General features: G+C 44.1%; 14 protein-coding genes and 1 pseudogene. 9 read left to right on the top strand and 6 right to left on the bottom strand.

Features of this window, described 5'->3' with window-relative positions:
* Positions 1-11: 11 nt before the first annotated feature.
* The 3 genes from R7E38_RS09420 to R7E38_RS09410 form a co-directional block, all read right to left on the bottom strand.
* A complete protein-coding gene (locus R7E38_RS09420; protein WP_005376549.1) occupies positions 12-995 on the bottom strand; it encodes an AAA family ATPase in 984 nt (327 codons plus the stop codon).
* 85 nt (positions 996-1,080) lie between these two features.
* A complete protein-coding gene (locus R7E38_RS09415; RefSeq protein WP_115386602.1) occupies positions 1,081-2,382 on the bottom strand; it encodes an anaerobic sulfatase maturase in 1,302 nt (433 codons plus the stop codon).
* A gap of 106 nt (positions 2,383-2,488) precedes the next feature.
* Positions 2,489-4,015, bottom strand: a complete 1,527-nt coding sequence (locus R7E38_RS09410) for an arylsulfatase (RefSeq protein WP_017635363.1) — start codon at positions 4,013-4,015, stop codon at positions 2,489-2,491.
* A 140-nt stretch (positions 4,016-4,155) separates the two neighbouring features.
* Between R7E38_RS09410 and R7E38_RS09405 the strand changes: the two genes are divergently transcribed.
* Positions 4,156-5,013 carry a LysR family transcriptional regulator gene (locus R7E38_RS09405; protein WP_226083129.1) on the top strand — a complete coding sequence of 286 codons (858 nt, stop codon included), beginning with the start codon at positions 4,156-4,158 and terminating at the stop codon, positions 5,011-5,013.
* A 134-nt stretch (positions 5,014-5,147) separates the two neighbouring features.
* Here R7E38_RS09405 and R7E38_RS09400 read toward each other — a convergent pair.
* Positions 5,148-6,694, bottom strand: a pseudogene (locus R7E38_RS09400) (arylsulfatase).
* Positions 6,695-7,000: 306 nt separating this feature from the next.
* Here R7E38_RS09400 and R7E38_RS09395 point away from each other — a divergent pair.
* The 3 genes from R7E38_RS09395 to R7E38_RS09385 all read left to right on the top strand — a co-directional run bounded on the left by R7E38_RS09395 (position 7,001) and on the right by R7E38_RS09385 (position 10,032).
* Positions 7,001-7,387 carry a winged helix-turn-helix domain-containing protein gene (locus R7E38_RS09395; protein ID WP_005376561.1) on the top strand — a complete coding sequence of 129 codons (387 nt, stop codon included), beginning with the start codon at positions 7,001-7,003 and terminating at the stop codon, positions 7,385-7,387.
* An 80-nt stretch (positions 7,388-7,467) separates the two neighbouring features.
* A complete protein-coding gene (locus R7E38_RS09390) occupies positions 7,468-9,822 on the top strand; it encodes a fatty acid cis/trans isomerase (protein ID WP_226083131.1) in 2,355 nt (784 codons plus the stop codon).
* Positions 9,823-9,840: 18 nt separating this feature from the next.
* Positions 9,841-10,032 (top strand): hypothetical protein, encoded by a 192-nt coding sequence (locus R7E38_RS09385; RefSeq protein ID WP_005376565.1) that lies wholly within the window; start codon positions 9,841-9,843, stop codon positions 10,030-10,032.
* Between the two features lie 50 nt (positions 10,033-10,082).
* On the opposite strand, the gene torS is transcribed toward R7E38_RS09385, so the two are convergent.
* Positions 10,083-13,046: a TMAO reductase system sensor histidine kinase/response regulator TorS gene (gene torS / locus R7E38_RS09380; protein WP_226083134.1), complete on the bottom strand. Its 2,964-nt coding sequence runs from the start codon at positions 13,044-13,046 to the stop codon at positions 10,083-10,085.
* Between the two features lie 43 nt (positions 13,047-13,089).
* On the opposite strand from torS, the gene torT reads away from it, so the two are divergent.
* Both torT and R7E38_RS09370 read left to right on the top strand, forming a co-directional pair.
* A complete protein-coding gene (gene torT, locus R7E38_RS09375) occupies positions 13,090-14,139 on the top strand; it encodes a TMAO reductase system periplasmic protein TorT (protein WP_262664154.1) in 1,050 nt (349 codons plus the stop codon).
* A gap of 64 nt (positions 14,140-14,203) precedes the next feature.
* Positions 14,204-14,659 (top strand): methylglyoxal synthase, encoded by a 456-nt coding sequence (locus tag R7E38_RS09370; protein WP_005376571.1) that lies wholly within the window; start codon positions 14,204-14,206, stop codon positions 14,657-14,659.
* 77 nt (positions 14,660-14,736) lie between these two features.
* Here R7E38_RS09370 and helD read toward each other — a convergent pair whose 3' ends face one another.
* Positions 14,737-16,806: a DNA helicase IV gene (helD, locus tag R7E38_RS09365; protein WP_138940154.1), complete on the bottom strand. Its 2,070-nt coding sequence runs from the start codon at positions 16,804-16,806 to the stop codon at positions 14,737-14,739.
* A 324-nt stretch (positions 16,807-17,130) separates the two neighbouring features.
* Here helD and yccS point away from each other — a divergent pair, with 324 nt between their 5' ends.
* The 3 genes from yccS to R7E38_RS09350 all read left to right on the top strand — a co-directional run bounded on the left by yccS (position 17,131) and on the right by R7E38_RS09350 (position 20,087).
* Positions 17,131-19,284 (top strand): YccS family putative transporter, encoded by a 2,154-nt coding sequence (gene yccS / locus R7E38_RS09360; RefSeq protein WP_005376573.1) that lies wholly within the window; start codon positions 17,131-17,133, stop codon positions 19,282-19,284.
* A gap of 189 nt (positions 19,285-19,473) precedes the next feature.
* A complete protein-coding gene (locus R7E38_RS09355; protein WP_005376575.1) occupies positions 19,474-19,704 on the top strand; it encodes a hypothetical protein in 231 nt (76 codons plus the stop codon).
* An 80-nt stretch (positions 19,705-19,784) separates the two neighbouring features.
* The gene (locus R7E38_RS09350) at positions 19,785-20,087 is read left to right on the top strand and encodes a hypothetical protein (protein ID WP_047101396.1); all 303 of its coding nucleotides are present in this window, start codon (positions 19,785-19,787) and stop codon (positions 20,085-20,087) included.
* Positions 20,088-20,250 lie beyond the last annotated feature (163 nt).

Below are 20,250 nucleotides of genomic sequence, written 5' to 3'. Positions count from 1 at the left end.
ATGCCTCCCACTTACCCAATTTCTACACAATCTAGCAGCTCTTGTACGACTCGTTGATGATCGACCCCATCTGCCAGTGCATCGTAGGTCAAAGAAAAACGGTGGCCCAATACAGACGGAACCATGGCACGCACATCGTCAGGAGTCACATGGTCACGTCCTTGCATCCACGCATACGCACGAGCGCATTTGTCAAGTGCGATAGAAGCACGAGGACTAGAGCCAATCTCAATCCATTTTGCTAAGTTTGAATCGGCATAACGCTCTGGCTTACGAGTCGCCATCACTAACGCAACGATGTAGTTTTCCACTAGGTCTGATACCACGATGTTTGGTAACTGACGACGCGCTTCTAGCACCACGTCTGGCTCGATGTGTTTTGGCGTAATAATTTCGCTGCTGGTTTCCGCACCCAATTCTTCACTGCGCACCAAACGAATGATGTCACGTTCGGCGTCATCTTCTGGATAATCGACGGTAACCTTCATGATAAAGCGGTCCATTTGCGCTTCTGGCAGTGGGTACGTGCCCTCTTGCTCTACTGGGTTTTGCGTTGCAAGCACCATAAATAAGTCTGGCAATACGTGAGTTTTATCGCCTACTGTGATTGTGCCTTCGGCCATGGCTTCAAGCAGTGCCGCTTGTACTTTGGCAGGTGCACGGTTGACCTCATCAGCAAGTACAATGCTGTTAAAAATGGGCCCAGGTTGAAAGTGGAGTTGCGGCTTACCATCCAGCTCTTGATAAACCTCAGTACCCGTCACGTCAGATGGTAAAAGATCCGGCGTAAACTGGATTCGACCAAAACTGGTGTTTAACAAGTTCGCCAACGATTTTACGGAACGTGTTTTTGCCGTTCCCGGTAAACCTTCTAGCAGAATATGCCCATTTGTTAATAACCCGATGACTAAAGCTCGAACCACGTGGCTTTGTCCAATGACGCTTTTTTCTGTTTGTTCGATGAGTTCTTTTATCGCTTGTTGTGCGTGGTTCATAGGATACCTTTTCAATGGTTTAAGCCGTCTTTTCGATAGTTAAGTATAAGAACAAATGAAATAACTTAAGGTTATATTCACTATGTTATCTTTGCGGTTCTTGAGATTGGAGAAGTTGTGCAAGACCAACCAACATCGGTAACGCATAATCAAAGAACATTTTGATTCCCGAACACAAATAGTTTAGACCACTCTCACCATTCGGCGTTTTGATCAAACGGTTTTTTGGGCACTCACCCCAACAATAAGGCAAGTAAGGGCATTGCTTACAATACGTCGGCAATGAATCGCGTTTTGCCATGCCAAAAGTATATTGTCTTGTAGAGAAGGCCATTTCATTCAGTGAGTGTTCATGAATGTTGGCGAGTTTGTATTCTGGATACACATAGTGGTCGCAACTGAACACGTCGCCATTGTGCTCAATCGCCAGCCCTTTGCCACAAAACTCCGCCGTCACGCAAAGCTGAGACGGTTTCCCCATTACTTGCGCCACCGCGGTTTCAAACAGATTAACCAGCACACGGCCAAGATCGTTATTCACCCACTCTTCAAAGGTCGCCATTAAAAAGCGTCCCCAGTCTTCAGGATCGACTGACCAATCCGTTACAATCGACATTGGATGCCCCGGTTTAGCCAGATCACTGCCTTTGGTTGGGATCATCTGTTCGTTCCAAAACTGCGGCGCGGTTGTTTGGAAGTTGTTGGCTTCTACCACCGGCGCAAACTGAATATAAGTCACACCCAATTCTTGGGTTAAAAATCGATATACTTCGAGCGGGTATTTCGCATTGTGACGATTCACCGTGACCAACGCGTTGAATTTCACGCCATGCGCTTTGAGCTTATCTACCGCTTTCATCACGAGATCAAACGTTGGCTTACCGCTGCGGGTTTTGCGATATTTGTCGTGCAGCTCTCGTGGTCCATCAATCGACAAGCCAACTAGGAAGTTGTGCTCTTTTAAAAACGCACACCACTCATCGTTTAGCAAAATACAGTTGGTCTGAAGGTCGTTTTCAATGCGAACGCCTTTCGGCTGATATTTCTTTTGCAAAGCTACGACATTGCGGAAATAGTCCAACCCAAGCAGCGTCGGCTCCCCGCCCTGCCATGAGAATACAATTTCTTCGCCATCCTGACTTTCGATATAGCTTTTCACGAACGCTTCCAGTGTTGCGTCGTCCATTTTTGGCTGCTTTTCTTGGTGCAGTAGATTTTCTTTATGCAGATAAAAGCAGTACTGACAATCGATGTTGCACTTTGCTCCGCCTGGCTTTGCCATCACATGGAATCGACGGTCATACGCGCCCAGAACAGGCGCTTTAGACGCCGTTTTAAGAGGAACAATAGGCATAGTAGTAGAATGGCGAGGGGAAATCTTACTCATACGTTTCTCACTATTACATATACCCAAATAACCTCGTGAGCGCTGTACAGCAAAAGTGAAGCTATTTGGGTATATAGCGCTCCAAAAAGCGCTATATAATCTTAATTTACTTAGAAGACTTAGGTACGAACGAACCTGCTTCCATACGAGGCGGGAATTCTTTGAATGTACCCATCACCTCTTTCACTGTATCCATTGCTGGCATCATTAAGAATGAACGCTCGTACATCCAACGAGAATAACCCATGCCTTGATCGCCTCGTTCAAATGGATCAATGCTCAAGTCAAAGATCAGTGGCACACGAAGTTTAGTGAACGGCTTACGCCATACATCCATACCCGTTTCATTCTCTTGAATCATAAAGTGGAACTTGTACTTTCCTTGGCGCAATGCCACAAGATCGCCGTCGTCGCTCCAGTAAACGAACTCATTTCGTGCGGATTTGTCTGACTTACCCGTTAAATATGGCAATTGGTTGTAACCGTCTAGGTGAACTTTGTAGTCCATATCGCCAACTTTTTTGCCTTTTAGCAGTTCGTCTTTAACTTTGGTATCACCTGCCGCAGCAACTAGTGTCGGGAAAAAGTCCTCTAATGACATCATGCCGTTGAATGTTTTACCTGCCTCAATTTTTCCAGGCCATTTAATCAACATTGGCACACGGAAACTCCCTTCCCAGCCAGTGTTTTTCTCTGAGCGGAACGGTGTCATCCCTGCATCCGGCCACAAATCAACCATAGGGCCGTTGTCAGTGGTGTAAACAATGATTGTATTGTCATCCACACCTAACTCTTTGATCTTGTTAAGTAGCTGACCGATTTGGTCATCGTGCTGCTTAACACCATCCGCGTAGAAACCGGCACCTGTTTTACCTTGGTATTCTTCAGGAACATGTGTGAAGTTGTGCATGCGAGTGGTGTTAAACCAAGTAAAGAACGGCTTGTCCGCTTTTACTTGCTTTTCTATGAAGCTCTCTGCGGCATCAAGAAACTCACCATCAACATTTTCCATACGCTTACGCGTTAGTGGACCGGTATCTTCGATTTTGCCGTCAGCGTAAGAATGGATAACGCCACGAGGGCCAAATTTCTTCTTGAACTCCGGGTCTTTAGGGTAATCCACGTTCTCTGGCTCTTCTTCTGCGTTCAAGTGGTATAGGTTGCCGAAGAATTCATCAAAACCGTGGTTGGTAGGAAGATGCTCGTCTCGGTCACCTAAATGGTTCTTACCAAATTGTCCGGTTGCGTAACCCATTTGTTTAAGCACGGTTGCAATCGTCGGATCTTTTTCCGAGATACCTTCCGGAGCGCCTGGTAAGCCCACTTTTGATAGACCTGTACGTTTTGGCATTTGACCAGTGATGAATGCAGAACGGCCTGCTGTCGAGCTTTGCTGTGCGTAGAAGTTAGTGAACTTCGCACCTTCTTTAGCAATGCTATCGATGTTTGGCGTGTTGTACGCCATCATGCCTTGGTTATAGGTACTAAGGTTCCAGTAACCAACATCATCACCAAAGATGACAAGAATGTTGGGTTTGTCCGCTGCATGTGCAACTGCAGATGCAGCGCCCAAAGCTAACGTACATGCGTTAAGTACGAGTTTTTTACTGCTCGTTTTGGTCGCATTTTTCATATTATCTCCAAGAGTTCGCTAGTGCGTAAAAATGGTATTCGCTTTTCAATACCATTGTTGATATAAGATAAAGCACTAATTTCAGGCGATAAATGCAGTCAAAATTAGTTAACCTATAAATTAAATTTATGAGTGACGTTATGGACTTGAATTTGATCCAAACTTTTCTTGTTGTTGCGGAGTTTCAATCTTATACAAAAGCCGCGGAACAATTAGGGCTTACACAACCTGCTGTGAGCGCTGCAATAAAGCGTTTAGAGCAAGTCGTCGATAAGCAATTATTCGTTAAAAAAGGGCGAGGTATCGCACTAACCTCCACCGCTTATCAATTACTGCCGCAATTCCAGCAAGCGGTTAATATTATTGACAATGCGATATCTGATAAAAATCATTTTGAAGTGTGTTGTTCGGAAATTTTGTTGCACATTATGGACCCGATAAAGAACACTATTTTTTATGAATCACCACCCGAAAAATTCCTATTATTTGAGCTGTTAAGACAACAAAAAGTCGATCTAGTAATCGATACGGTGATCACGAAAGATGCAGCGTTTATTATTGAAGATGCTTATGAGGAAGAAGCCGTGGTTATCTGTAGTGAGAACCATCCCCGTGTACACGGCACGCTCACAAAAGAGCAATTTTATGAGGAAACTCACTGTTTATTTTCAGGAAAATGGAACAACATGTCGGGGTTCGAGCAACTAGCAAAGGAAACAATTCAAGAAAGAAAAGTCGACTTGATCACATCTTCGCTAGCGGGCATGGCGCTGTATGTCGCCCAAAGAGACAGTTTAGGGATCGTGTCTCAATCTTTTGCAAACAAGTGGAGCAAAGCGCTCAAGCTTCAAATTTTGCCCTGCCCCATTTCGATACGCTCTATCCCTTACAAGTTCGTCTACCATAAGCGAGAGGTAAACAACCCAGCCCACATCGCTCTACGTGAAAAAATCAAAGCCAACTTAACGGCAGTCCACTACGAACCAATTTGTTTATAACTCTTGTCAATTGAAGCGTTAGGCGTTTTCGTCATCAAGCTTTCTACAAACCTGAATAGATAGAATTTTACAGATAAAAAAGAGGCTCATTTTAATGAGCCTCTTTCTATATGTGATACTTCACTTAGCTTTTCCTACTTATTTGGGTTCTCTTTTAGTTTCTCCATCACTTGATCGAGCGAGAAGCTTGCTGCTTTTTGCCTTGGTGGGAACTCTTTAAACGTTTCAAGGAATCTGCCTACGTAAGCTTGCGCAGGAACAAGCATGTAAGCACGGTCTAGCATCCAATCGTAGTAAGTGTTAGAAGTGATATCAGCCACTTCGTAAGGATCCATACGCAAGTTGAAGATCTTAGGAACACGAAGTGTGGTGAATGGTTCAGCCCAAATACGCAACGTACCTTTTGCTCGTTGCTCCATAAAGACCAGCTTCCATTTGTTATAGCGAAGTGCAGTTAAGTCTCCATCATCTGAGAAGTAAAAAATTTCTTCTCGTGGGGCCTTATCCTCTTTACCAGTCAAATATGGTAGGAAGTTATAGCCGTCTAGGTGAACTTTGAATTTCTTACCATTCGCACTATAACCTTTGAGCAATTTCTCTTTAATATTGTCATCACCCGCGGCAGCAACGAACGTTGGCATCCAGTCCATGTGATGCATGATATCATTCGAAACAGAGCCAGCTTTAATTTTACCCGGCCAACGTACCATCGCAGGAACTCGGTACGCACCTTCCCAGTTGGTATTTTTCTCTCCACGGAATGGCGTTGTACCTGCATCTGGCCACGAGTTCATGTGTGGGCCATTATCGGTGGAGTAAAAGACGATTGTGTTGTCTTTAATACCCAAATCATCCACTTTTTTCAGTAGCTGACCTACATGGTTATCATGCTCGACCATACCATCTGCATACTCGCTGATACCTGTTTTCCAGAGTTCTCTTCTTTCACATGAGTACGGAAGTGCATACGAGTTGCATTCCACCAGACAAAGAAAGGTTTTTCAGCCTTGACTGCACGATCCATAAAGTCGAGTGCCGCATCTAACGTCTCTTCATCCACGGTTTCCATGCGCTTGCGAGTTAGAGGCCCTGTATCTTCAATTTTGCCATCAGCGTACGAACGGATAACGCCGCGCGGACCGAACTTTTTACGAAACTCAGGATCTTTAGGATAATCGACGTTTTCTGGCTCCTCCTCGGCGTTCAAGTGATAAAGGTTGCCAAAAAATTCATCGAAGCCGTGATTAGTAGGAAGGTGCTCATCTTTATCACCTAAGTGGTTTTTACCAAATTGCCCTGTCATATAGCCCATCGGCTTCAGCATTTCGGCAATGGTTGCGTCCTCTTCCTTCAAGCCAAGATCAGCACCTGGAAGCCCCACTTTACTCAAACCTGTTCTAAGAACGGTTTGGCCCGTAATGAAAGTAGAACGGCCCGCTGTACAAGATTGCTCACCGTAATAGTCAGTGAACATCATGCCTTCTTTGGCGATACTGTCTATATTTGGTGTTTTGTACCCCATCAAGCCAAACGTGTAAGCACTGAGATTGGACTGGCCAATATCATCACCCCAAATGACGAGAATATTTGGTTTCTCTGCTGCGATACTGCTACTTGTCGCACCGATTAAAGCGGCGGCAAGAATCGCTAATCGGCGTTTAACGCCATATTTCGCTGTCATATAAACCTCTGTGTGTATTAGAAAAGTGCTTCCTGCAACAGAATGTATAGTTCACAAATAGCGGATAAGCGAATTTACTAAATGAGAATTCTTTCTATCTTTGCCTAACATTACACCGTTATTTGTCGCTAATACGCACTCCAATAGCACTTTAGTTCAGAGCGCCATCGCACCATTCATCACTACTGGTAATCTCAAGTATTAAGATTGTCTACGCATATCACAGTGCTCATAAAGTACCTGATTGCTTTTATATAAATATTAATGATAATACGTTTTACTACTATTAATAATTAAGGTACCCGTGTGCTTGACTCCAAGGTTTCAAATGGAAAAACTTCCCAATGCCAACACAACGGCGTTCACCATAATGATGAGGAGCTATTACTAGATAAGCGCACTCACTCTGTGGTACTCAATTACTTGCCAAACAAGAAATCTGTTCAGTTAACAAGCATTCAATTTAAGCTGCTGCAAACTCTCACTCACCATCAAGATCAAGTACTTAGTAAGCATTTTCTTTACGAAACAGTACTAAAACGTGAATTTACTGAACATGATCGAGCTCTCGATATGCACATGAGCAGAATGAGAAAGCGTCTAGTTCACGAAGGCGTTCCAACAGACAGAATTCAGACAGTCCACCGCCAGGGTTACATTTTCAAGCGCTCAGACAATCAACAGAAAAATTAACGCTAATTGACCCAACTTTTGGTAATTGACCGCTTATTTTGCTTTAATTAATGCAAATTCTAATCACGTAAAATAACTCAATGAATTTGCGCTTAATTTTTACACTTTGCATTGCTACTTTGTTTGCCGGCTGTGCAACCTATGCTGGTCTTAACTATGACCAACTGTTTGGTCCACAGCTCGTGCGTGAACGCACTGTTGACGTGGAAACCCCTCAAGCAAACTTCTTCCAAAGCGAAGTTAAACCCATTATGGATAACCGCTGTGTCGTCTGCCACGCGTGCTACGATGCACCATGTCAACTTAAGCTCTCTTCTGTTGAGGGCATTGACCGTGGTGCGAGTAAAGCACTGGTATATGAAGGAACAAGACTCACAGCCGCAGCACCAACACGCTTATTCGAAGATGCAGAAACAACCCAAGAGTGGCGCGATGCGGGTTTTCATCCGGTTCTCAACGAACGTGATCAAAGCATGGCAGCCAACATTGATGCAGGCCTTATCGCACGTTTGCTACAACAAAAAGAGCGCCACCCATTGCCTGACCAAGTCCAGTTAGAAGGCTTTGACTTTTCGATAGACCGAGAGCAAACCTGTCCGACGATTGAAGAATACGAGCAATACGAAAAGGATAACCCGACCTGGGGAATGCCTTTTGGTATGCCAAACCTATCAAACAGTGAATACCACACACTCATGACTTGGTTGGAAAACGGCGCAATAATGAACGTTCACCGACCTGTTAGTGAGAAAGAGCAAGCGCAAATAGATAAGTACGAAGCATTACTTAACCACTCTGATTTGAAAAATCAGCTGATGGCTAGGTATATATATGAGCATTTATTTTTATCTCATCTCTACTTTTCGGAACTCGATGAAGATCCCCGATTCTTCACGCTCGTCCGCTCTGCTACACCACCAGGACAGCCCATCAAACGTATTTCAACGCGTCGCCCGTACGATGATCCAGGGGTTGAACGTGTGTTTTATCGAATTATTCCAGAGCAAGGGACCATAGTAGATAAAACTCACATGCCATTCGCGTTAAACAAGCAACGCATAGAGAACTGGAAAACTTGGTTTATTGATGCTGATTACATGGTTAGTCAGCTACCGAGTTATGAACCAGAAGTTGCTGCAAACCCGATGACATCATTCATCGACCTTCCAGTGAAGTCGCGCTTTAAGTTCATGCTAGATAATGCACAAAATACAATAATGGCATACATCAAAGGCCCAGTTTGTCGTGGCCAACTGGCATTGAATGTTATCAATGATCGCTTTTGGGTGTTTTTCCTTGATCCAGATAAAGCAGACATCCCAGAAGTAAATGAGTTTTACCGATCTCAGGCTGATAATCTAAAACTACCGGCAGAGCAAGAAAGTAACACGCTACCTGTTACCAACTGGGTCAAGTACGCGCGTCAACAAGCTCGCTACCTAGAGGCTAAATCTGAGTTCACTAATAACTGGTTTAAAGAAGGTGAAAACCTATCCACCGATGTAATTTGGGATGGTAATGGCACCAACCATAATGCGGCATTAACGATATTCCGCCATTTTGATAGTGCTTCTGTTGTTCAAGGGTTAGTTGGTGAGCAGCCTAAAACAGTGTGGATTCTTGACTACGCGCTACTAGAGCGTATCCACTATTTGCTTGTTGCTGGGTTTGACGTTTACGGTAACTTCGGCCATCAGCTCATGACACGAATGTTTATGGACTTCTTGCGTCTAGAAGGCGAAAGTAACTTTATCTCGTTGTTACCCGCCGATATGCGCCATGAACTTCAATCTAGCTGGTATAAAGAGCAAAGCCCGCAGTTGAGTGACTTTTTACAACGAAATGTGAAGCCGTTTAACCAACCAACCAGCGTTCAGTATAAGAGTGACGATCCAAAAACGGAGTTGGTGGAGTTGTTGAGCGAACATGTTTCAGATGTGCTTCTGCCTCGCTACGAAATTCAAGACACGGCTCTTTCTGCGAGTAGTGAAAAGCAACTAAAACGTATTGACCACGTTCGTGGTGAAGGCCTAAAAACCGTTCCGCAAATCACTATGCTTATGGTGAGAAGTCAATCAGGGGAAGATGAACTGTTCACCTTACTTCACAACAATGCACACACAAACATCTCTAGCTTGTTTGATGAAGAAAGTAACCGTGACTTTGCTAACGATGATATGACCATTGTACGCGGCGTTGTGGGAAGCTACCCTGCGGCATTTTTCTCGATCAACGAAAACCAAGTAAAAGATTTTGTCGATCAATTTAGTGCCATCCAAAACGAGTCCGATTACGTTAAGTTATTGGATAATTTTGCGATTCGTAGAAGCTCAGAAAAATTCTGGTCATTTAGCGATCGTTTACACAATTGGTACCGTACAAAACAACCGATCGAATTTGGATTACTTGACTATAATCGTTTTGAGAATCGATGATGATTTAAGGGGGTTCTCATGGGTATCCGAGATAACATTGCCGCTCTTGAACAACAGATTTACGTTGCTTGTTCTGAGGGAGACTACGAAACGGTCAATATGCTTGAGCATCAACTCGAATACTTGCGTGGCAAAGTGGAACATCCTTTTGATGATGACCCTTATGCCCTAGACACTCGATTCGAGTGGGAAGATGACATGACCGAATAGAAAAAACCTCCGGAAAGCCGGAGGTTTTTTTATTTTCAATGCTCGATGGATTACTTCGCCATTAACTCATCCAGAGCTTGAATTGATGCAGACACTTGAGAAACTAAATCATCTTTAGTCGCATTATAGGTATCTAAAGGTTGAGCCGCGGCTTCAATTGCTTGGCAAGCGTTCATTAATGCAGTTAGTCCTAAACTTCCCGCGCTGCCCTTTAATTTATGGGCAAGGTTCTTTACTTCTTTACTATCATTGTCCTCAGCAGACGCTTGCAGTTTGCTTAATACATCAGTGCTGGTGGATCTAAACAGATTAATAATGTGCAACATCTTATCTCTGCCCAAGATTTTCATATCGGACTCAATCACGCTCGGATTAATGATAACCACATCGGGTTCCTTTTTTTGGGGTGCTTGAACGACCTTTGATTGTAGCTCTTGTTCTTGAGGCGAAATTTGATCAAAAGGGGTACAGTCGGCATTTTGTGGCAACAACAACGGCTTTCCGTCTAGCGCATCCTGAATCAATGCCGCGAGTGCCTCTTTTGCCAATGGCTTAGGCAAGTATCCGTCAAAACCAGCGGCTAGATAGCGCTCAACTTCTTCCGCAAAAACGTGCGCAGACACTGCAATCATTGGCGTGACGGCAAGCGCTTTATTGGCCGGCTTATCACACTCAATCCGCTTTAAGCGTTGGATCAACTCAGTTCCATCACAATCAGGGAGGTTGATGTCGACTAAAGCGATATCAAAATCCTGTGTGCTGATCAGTTGCTCTGCTTGTGAGCCGTTTTCCGCCATCACGACTTGATGCCCCATGCTTTCGAGAAAACCTTCCGCGACCACTCGGTTGACTTCATTATCTTCTACCAGCAAGACCTTTGCTTTCACTTTGCAACGTGCGGTTGCCACGGTTCCTATTTCAACAGGTTCGCTTTCCTCTAACGGAATAGAGAACCAGAATCGGCTACCATTTCCCTCTTCGGAATCGACTTCTAAAACACCGCCCATCGCTTCAATGATTCGCTTACTGATGGCAAGTCCAAGCCCCGTACCTCCAGTTTGGCTCATCCCACCTTCAGCTTGCGTGAAGGCATCAAACAACGTTCTCTGGTATTTTTTGGCAATTCCTATTCCAGTGTCTGATACTTCAAACAGGACTTGCGACTCGTCCTCAGGGTTCAGGCTAACGTAGATATCAATTTCTCCTTCGTCAGTGAACTTAATCGCGTTACCAACAAGATTGTTCAGCACCTGACTGATTCTGGTGACATCCCCTTTCCAGTAGCGACTAACATCACTTTCAATATGGTAGGAGAACAGCAGCTTCTTCTCTTGTGCTCGACTGTTCATTAACTGGAAAGTGTCCTCCACCATTTGGTGTAAATCGAAGCCCATGTGACGAATTTCTAAATGCCCCGCTTCAATCTTGGAGTAATCCAGTACATCATTAAGGATCGCGAGCAACGTTTTACCACTACGATTAATGATTTCCGCATAGCGTTTTTGAATTGGGTTGAGGCCTGAGTCAATCAGCAAGCGTGCTGTCCCCAACACTCCGTTCATTGGCGTTCTTATCTCATGGCTCATCGTCGCCAAGAATGCCGATTTTGCTCGGCTCGCTTGCTCTGCTTGCTTGCGAGCTTTAGCGTGATTCAAAACCTCTTCATTCAAACGGCGGTTAGCTTGTTTTAACTGCGAAGTGCGCTGCTCAACAAGCTCTTCTAAATGCTCTTTATGTTCCTCAAGCTCTCGCTTGGCTTGAGCTTCACCCTCAGCTACCACTTTTAGTGCTTGCGCGGTATTACGAGCCGTGATGATGGCCTGCCCCATATGCGCCAACTCATCTTTGCCTTTCACTTCCAACTCAACCGCTAAGTTACCCTGTGCCACAGACAGCAACGCAGCGGAATATTCCGCTAACCGCTTCACAACAGAAAGGTACACCACACGCCATAAAATCAGCACCAATACAATCAAACCAACAATTGAAATAACGGTTAGAGACCACTGAGCGAATTTCAGTGTGCTGGTCAATTGGTCTACAGCGACGGTAGTGGTTTTGTTTGAATCATCAACCAATTTGTTGACCGTGCCATTAAGCTCTGAGAACAACTCTAATGTCTTTTGCATCAGTTGTTGTGACTGTTCGTTATTCTCGTATTGCTGCATCAGTATAGAAAATACGACCTGACGCTTACCAAGCTCTATGAGCAGTTGGCTCATTTGCTTAGAGCGCGTAGGATCTTCCACAGCGAGTACACGGCGTTGCATGATTTTGAGGTTGCTATCGAAATCACTTTGAACCTGTTGAATTCGCTCAATATTCGTTAATGTCCGAGCCTCTTCAATCTGATTCAACATTTTAAAGGCCAACAAGTGCAGTTCATGCAATCGCTCAGTCAGATCAAGATCGACCTCCACCAGTGCATCTAGCGCCTGATAAACTTGCGATTTTTTATTCGATTCTAATAAGTCATAAATATGCGTGACGTTTGCAACAGCAATGGTGCTCGTATTCTGAACTTGCGTACGAGTTAGTTGTTCTAGCTCTTCACTGAGCAGACGCATTTCTTCAACACGAGTATCTATCTCTTTTGCAAGCCACAGTTTTTTTTCAACCGAAACACCGAGTTCTGCCAAATTGTCGATAACATTCTGGACGTTATTCTCTAAAGCTTCTAACAATTGAGAATCGAACGACTCGCTCCCGAGCTCCTTGATGTGAGTGAGTAAAGACTCGAGCTGTTCGAACAGCACTCGCCCTGACTCCTTTCTTTCCTGCTCGTTTCTTGCGTTCGACAACATTTGTACAGACGAAATAATACGAGTACTCAACTCAGAGACTTGCCTCGCCTCAATCATGGCGGGAATCGCAGAATCCACGACATTTCTTTCGGTTTTGGCAACCAAAGAAAATCCAGACACACCAATAAGTGCCGATAACATGACCAGTATTGCCATCGCAATGAAAGACAACAAAAGTTTACGACCGATGCTTGCAGTTGCTAGCAGCATATTTTCATGACCTTAATGTTCGTGTTCAGCGACATATTACGTTATATTTTGCAGTGTTTACTTAATCTATGCCAACGAACTTCATTTCATGGTTAAAAATCAACACGCATTTCGCACATTTTTCAAACATTCTGCAGCCACTTTAACCCTAGTTGCTTCTTTGCCAGCGGTTGCCGCAGAGAAAATATGTGCAATATACCCTCACCTAAAGGATTCATACTGGTTGTCAGTAAACTATGGAATGGTGTCCGAAGCGAAAAGAGAAGGTGTCGAGCTACGAGTCCTTGAAGCGGGCGGCTACCCAAACAAAACCCGTCAAGAACAACAACTCGCACTGTGTAACCAATGGGGAGCAGATGCGGTTATCCTTGGGACCGTGGACCCACAGGCTTACGAGCATTCACTTAAAAATTGGGTGGGGAATACTCCCGTTTTTGCTACTGTGAACCAACTCGACTTGGATGAAGAACAAAGTGAGTTGCTAAAAGGGACTGTCGGTGTTGACTGGCATTGGATGGGATACGAAGCGGGTCAATATTTGGCCGCTCGCCATCCAAAGGGGTCAGGAAAGATCAACATTGCCTTACTTTTGGGGCCGCGAACTCGTGGTGGTACGAAACCCGTTACTGCCGGATTTTATGAAGCGATACAAGGAAGTGATATCAACATTGTTGACTCATTTTGGGCAGACAACGACAAGGAGTTACAACGTAACCTAGTTCAACGTGTGATCGATATGGGAAATATAGATTACATTGTTGGCAGTGCAGTGGCGATTGAAGCGGCCATCAGTGAGCTGCGCAGTGCCGGCAAAGCTGAGGAGATCGGTTTAGTTTCTGTGTACTTAAGTCATGGTGTATATCGAGGCCTGTTACGTAACAAAGTACTCTTCGCACCAACAGATAAAATGGTGCAGCAAGGTCGGCTTTCCGTGATGCAAGCAACGCATTACTTAAGAGGTGAAGCTTATGACAAACATGCCTCACCAACCATCAAACCACTGACTCCGAAGACGCTTCATGACGACACGATCGAAGAATCGTTATCTCCGTCAGAATATAGGCCGACATTCCGTGTTAAGGCTGTTGATTGAAAGACCAAAAACGTGTTCTATTGAGTCACAACAATTTTAAAATCATACAAACGGAAACATCTTGATGCAAAAAACCATTCGTACCATGCCAACCCATAAACATGTGGCTTTGGTTGCTCACGACAACTGCAAACCTGAGCTACTTCGCTGGGTAAAAGAAAACAAAGAAAAGCTACAGAGTCACTTCCTTTACGCAACTGGCACGACAGGACACATGCTGAGTAAAGAAACTGGACTTGCGATCAAGAGCATGATCAGTGGTCCGATGGGCGGTGATCAACAACTAGGCGCTCTCATTTCAGAAGGCAAAATCGACGTTCTCGTTTTCTTTTGGGATCCACTGAATGCCGTACCTCACGACCCAGATGTTAAAGCGCTTCTTCGTATTGCTAGTGTTTGGAATATTCCTGTAGCAACGAACCGAGCCACCGCTAAGTTCCTGTTTAACTCCCCTCTTCTTGAGCAAGAAGTAGACATCGAAGTACCGGATTACGAAGCCTATCTTGCTGAGCGCATGTAAGCTTTGATGCCAACCAAATAAAGCAAGGGCGATACCAAGTATCGCCCTTGCTGTTTTTAACATTCTAAACGTTGCATTTAACGGGAAGTCACTATGGGATAGTCACCATTAACGAGCTCTTGAACGAATGCAGATCCCGCGCCAGTATGCGTGATCCAAACCTTCTCTTTCGCACGTGTAATAGCCACGTAAAATAGCCTGCGCTCTTCTGCGTAAGGGAATTTGTCTTTGGACTCCGTCAACGCACCATCAATGTGAATTTGCTTCTTCTTAGCGGGGAATTGCCCCTCATCCACAGAAAGAATAATCACAAAGTCAGCTTCGCGTCCTTTACTCGCATGGCAAGTCATAAAGCGAATATCGAGATTAGGGAAACGTCGCAACCAATCGTCGAACAAATCGGGCTTATGATAATGGTTACGTCCTAGCAATAAAACTGACTTGGTTTGCTTGGCTTGTTGATTCAAGTGATCCAAGATCTTTTCCACTTGATTGCTCGGCGCGGTATGTACGCTCTTCTGCTTGCGTTGTATGTGGCTGTTTAGTGTTTTCGGCAACTGCGATGGGTTTTGCTGCACGAATGTATTCGCTACATCACCAATCTGATTGTTGAAACGATAAGTTGTATCTAAGTGATGAACGGTTGAGTGAGCAAAGCGTTCTTTAAAACCAGTGATAAGATCGACATCCGCTCCTGCAAACTGATAGATAGCTTGCCAATCGTCGCCAACAGCAAATAACGTCGCACCTGCTTGTTTCTGAGTGGATTCACACAGTGCTTCAATCAATGCCAGACGGTCTGGAGAGATATCTTGATACTCATCGACCATAATAAAGCGCCATGGCGAGACAAACTTTCCTTTATTCACATAATCTGTCGCACGACTGATCATGGTTGGGAAATCCACTTGGTTGCTTTCTTTAAGCATTTTCTGCCACGCTGTAAAACATGGCCAGCATAAGGCGAGTTCACTATTTAAACGCGTATAGTCTTGGTGGTTTACGAGCTTTTCTTGTACTTGCTTTTTGGTCAACCCTACCGCCGCTAAATGAGACAACTGCGAATCTAGCCAAGCGATCAGTTTTGGATTTTCTGAATGGCTTCCTAACTCATCATCCCCTTTTAGGTACGCAATCGGCCATTTGTCTAAATGTTTTTGCCAACGTTTAAAGTTGGTGGGTGTCATCCAATGTTTTTTCAACCAGTCTACACACCATGCCGTTCGTTGATTTTCGTCCAACGCTAAAGGGCTAATTTCGACAGGTTGCTGTTCGACTTGTTTAAGAATATACAAGCCCAACTGATGGAATGTGTTGACGCGCACACCGTCTGCCGCCATGCCCACTTTATCTACTAAGCGTTCTTTCATTTCAGTCGCCGCATCACGACCGAACGCTAACATGAGAAGCTCTTCTGCTTGAGCTTGATGGCTTTGCAACAAATAGGCAACTCGTGCGGTTAAAACGCTGGTTTTGCCCGAGCCGGCACCAGCAAGAACTAAGTTGTGGTCGTCGTTGAGTAATACCGCATATTGCTGGGATAAATTCAAAGGAGAGGATTCAATTTGATTAAACAGCACTTCCCAATTTGGACGTTCTGCTTCTAGCCAATCGCGATTACGCTCACCAAGCGCCTCAGAGGTATCAATGAGCCAAGGCTCTATTTGCGACATACGATTCGGCATTCGCATTTTGGCTTCTTCTAGGGTGGTTTTCATCTCGCTTAACTCTTGGTTAAGACTTTCAACCCAGGAGACCACTTGAGAATGCGATAAGTAAGCAGGCAAGTGCTTTAGTTTGTAAAGCTCTTCTTCCCACTTAGGTAGATACTCAGCCAGTTTTCGGCACTGAGTGTTGTGCCACTCTTGATATTGACGAACGGCCTCAAGCGCGAACTTTCGGCATTGTGGCCACGGTAAACCTTGGACTAGCCAGCTTTGTTGTTTGCCTTCGTGTTCATGAGCAAAAAACTGTAAAGAGCTCCATAATAACCCACGCTTTACGCTAACTTTGCCATTCCAGATCGTAAAAGGAATATGTTCTTCACTGCCTATCGAGCTTAATAAAACACTGTTCTCTTTTATTTCGACGTGATGGTACTCATTTTGAATAAAAAACTGTGCTTTGCTAGTGGCAGTAAGCTGCATGAAACGTGCGCCTTTTAGTTTAGAAGTTGTCGATTTATATCATTTTAAGGCGCTAAATTGTAGCAACGGCGAGCACCTAAGTAAGCTTCTTCTTCTATTCTTTAATAAAATTCACATTACTGTCGATTTAATAACCTAAAGCTGAGGTTATTTGAAGCTGGCTTTACAATCCTAAATACATGACATGGTAGCTTTAATATAAGCCAATGACATCCCTGCTGATTTTATCAGCAACCACGAATTTTTCTTAAAGTAAATCATAAACGCGCTATAGTGGGTCTGGTAGTATTCCCCCTGTTCTTCATCGGAAACATAAGGCGCATTGTGCAAGCAACTTCTAAATTTCGGCTATATTGGGCAAACAAGACGATAAATTACAGCGTTCTTATCCTCATCACCTTATTGGGTGTGGTTATCCCAACTTGGTATTTCGAGCAAAACACGCTGATAACGCCATTAATATTAGGCGTTATTGCTGCTGCTTTGGCTGAAAGTGATGACAGTTTCACTGGACGCATCAAGGCTCTGATTCTCACCTTTCTCTGTTTTGCGCTTGCTGCTTTTTCAATTGAAATCTTGTTCGATACCCCTTGGGCTTTTGCGTTGGGATTATTTATCTCAACCTTCGGCTTCATCATTCTTGGGGCGATAGGTCCTAAGTACGCGAGTATTGCTTTTGGTTCGTTGCTGATCGCTATTTACACTATGCTTGGCGCACATGAAAGCACCAACATTTGGTTTCAGCCACTACTGCTTTTGACTGGTGCCGCCTGGTATTACTTCATGTCCATGATTTGGCAAATATTTTGGCCTCTTCAACCGGTGCAACAAAGCTTAGCCAATGTGTTCTTCCAAATGGCGAATTATCTTGATGCGAAAGCCAAGCTTTTTCACCCTGTGACCAACTTGACGCCACAACCGCTGCGGATTGAAGCTGCAAAATGCAATGCTGCCACGGTTACGGCACTAAACGCTTGTAAAACCACATTACTTAACCGATCGAAACGGGGTCACATTGATGGGCCTAGTGACCGATTTTTAAATATTTATTTCATCGCTCAAGACATTCACGAACGCGTCAGTTCTAGCCATTATCGCTATCAGGATTTAGCGACCGAATTTGAACGTTCTGATGTGCTGTTTCGTTTTAAATATCTTTTGGAGTCTCAAGCCCAAGCGTGTCGTGATATTGCACTAGCCATTCAGCTAGGAAATGAATACTCCCATACCGATCAATCTATTCTGGCATTAGCTGAAGTACAAAACTCTCTTGCTTATCTAGAAGAACAAAAGCAAGGGCACTGGAAACGTCTGCTGATGCAGTTAACATATTTATTCAATAACTTAGCGACGGTAGAAAAACAACTTAATAACATTAACAACCCAGATGTTGAAGGCCTCGAAGAAGATACCCTCGCCGATACCAACCCACACACGCTAAAAGCGATGTGGCAGCGTATATCAGCAAATTTACACAAAGATTCGATGCTGTTTCGGCATGCATTACGTATGTCAATTGCCTTAACGATTGGCTATGGAATCATTCAAATATTCAACATCGACCGAGGTTACTGGATACTCTTAACCACTTTATTCGTATGCCAACCGAACTACAGTGCCACTCGCCAAAAATTGACGGCGCGAGTAATAGGTACATTAGCTGGTTTGTTGATTGGTGTACCATTGCTGACTTTTTTCCCTTCTCAAGAAAGCCAGTTAGTATTTATCGTTATCTCTGGTGTGATGTTTTTCGCCTTCCGGATGAACAACTATGGGTACGCGACTGGTTTTATTACACTGCTCGTCCTCTTCTTATTTAATCAACTAGGTGAAGGTTACGCAGTTGTCCTTCCTCGACTAGCAGATACCCTCATCGGGTGTGTGCTTGCAGTAGGAGCTGTATTAGTTATTTTGCCCGACTGGCAGTCGAGAAGGCTTCACAAAGTTATGTCGGATGCGATAGAGGCGAACAAGCAGTATCTCGATCAGATCATTGGTCAGTATAGAATCGGCAAGAAAGACAATTTGAGTTACCGTATCGCTCGCCGCCAGGCCCATAATAATGATGCCTCACTCTCTTCTGCGATTAGTACGATGCTGGCGGAGCCTGGCAAATATCGCGCAGCTGTTGATGAAAGTTTTCGCTTCCTAACGTTAAATCACGCAATGTTGAACTATATTTCTGCATTAGGCGCGCACAGAACTCGCATCGAAGATGAGTCAATTCATAAACTCGTTTTAGATGCTCACCGTTGTATTCATCAGCATCTGGATGTACTTCATAAACAGCTTCACCAGCATTGTGAGGAGTGTGACCTATCTAATATTGATGATGCTGGACTCGAGCAACGCTTAAACGAATGGCGCGATGAAGACGACAGCTCTGCCCGCATGGTATTGCAGCAACTTCATCTTATCTATCGCATGCTCCCAGAGCTTCATTCACTTGCTAGTAAGTTTGCCGTCAGGGTAAGTTAGTAACATTCAAACCATATGTAAGAGGGAAGCGCTATATCGCTTCCCTTTTTCTTTTTACGTTTCCATCTACCCCAAAGTGGGTAATTATGTACCTTCTTAGGAAAAATCTGACGTATCACTTAACACACCTTGACAATATTCGGACAAAAAGCAATCGATCAAATTCTAATCTATTTTGGTTGAATAAATATGTTGTATCCAAAGGATGAAGAATTTCGGGCAACGACGGATAAACCGAATCACGACGAAGGTATTGAGATGAACGCACAACAATTTAATGAACTTAAGCAAAAGCTCAGTGATTTAACGGCAAGTCAGTTAAAGTCATTACAAGGTGAGATCAGCGTGAAACTAAATAAAGCGCAAAAACCGGTTCTATCTGGTGAAGAAAGAGAAATGCTTGCCAAACTGTTTGCCTAATCAAGTCATTGATATAAAACACTTGAACGTTTTATAAACTCCACCTATGCTCTCACTATCATAATGTTGGGAGTAGTGATATGCCTGTATCGGGAATTCAATCTGGATACCACATCGTTCAGATGTCACAACAAATGGCCGAGAAAGCTGCACATGGCATTAGCAATAATGTAAGTAAGGTAAAAGAAGAGCTTTCTGATCACAACATCGATTTAGCTGCGGTTGCGGATGTCGCAATAACAGCCTCAACACCTAGCCTTCCCTCTCAAAAAGTTGAATCTCTCATCAACCTCGCACAAGCCGCTGGTTATAACCGAGTTGGCGCGTCTGTCATAGAGAAAAACAATGAAATCATTGGCAGCTTGCTAGACATCCACGTTTAGGCGATTTAACGTCAAATTATCGCTATTTTAATTTCCAACTATCACTACAACGTCGTAACAAGATAACCCCTTTGCTTCGTTCTTGCTTTCTATTTCGATTCAAATATCTCCTGTTTAAAATCAAGCGTTCCCGAAAAAAATGGGCGGCTTATCAGAGCCGCCT

The sequence above is a fragment of the Vibrio sp. Vb2131 genome (genome assembly GCF_033338535.1).
GTDB classification, from domain to species: Bacteria; Pseudomonadota; Gammaproteobacteria; order Enterobacterales; family Vibrionaceae; genus Vibrio; species Vibrio alginolyticus.
Note: the sequence above shows the minus strand (reverse complement) of the source record. Positions and strands in the feature narration are given on the sequence as shown.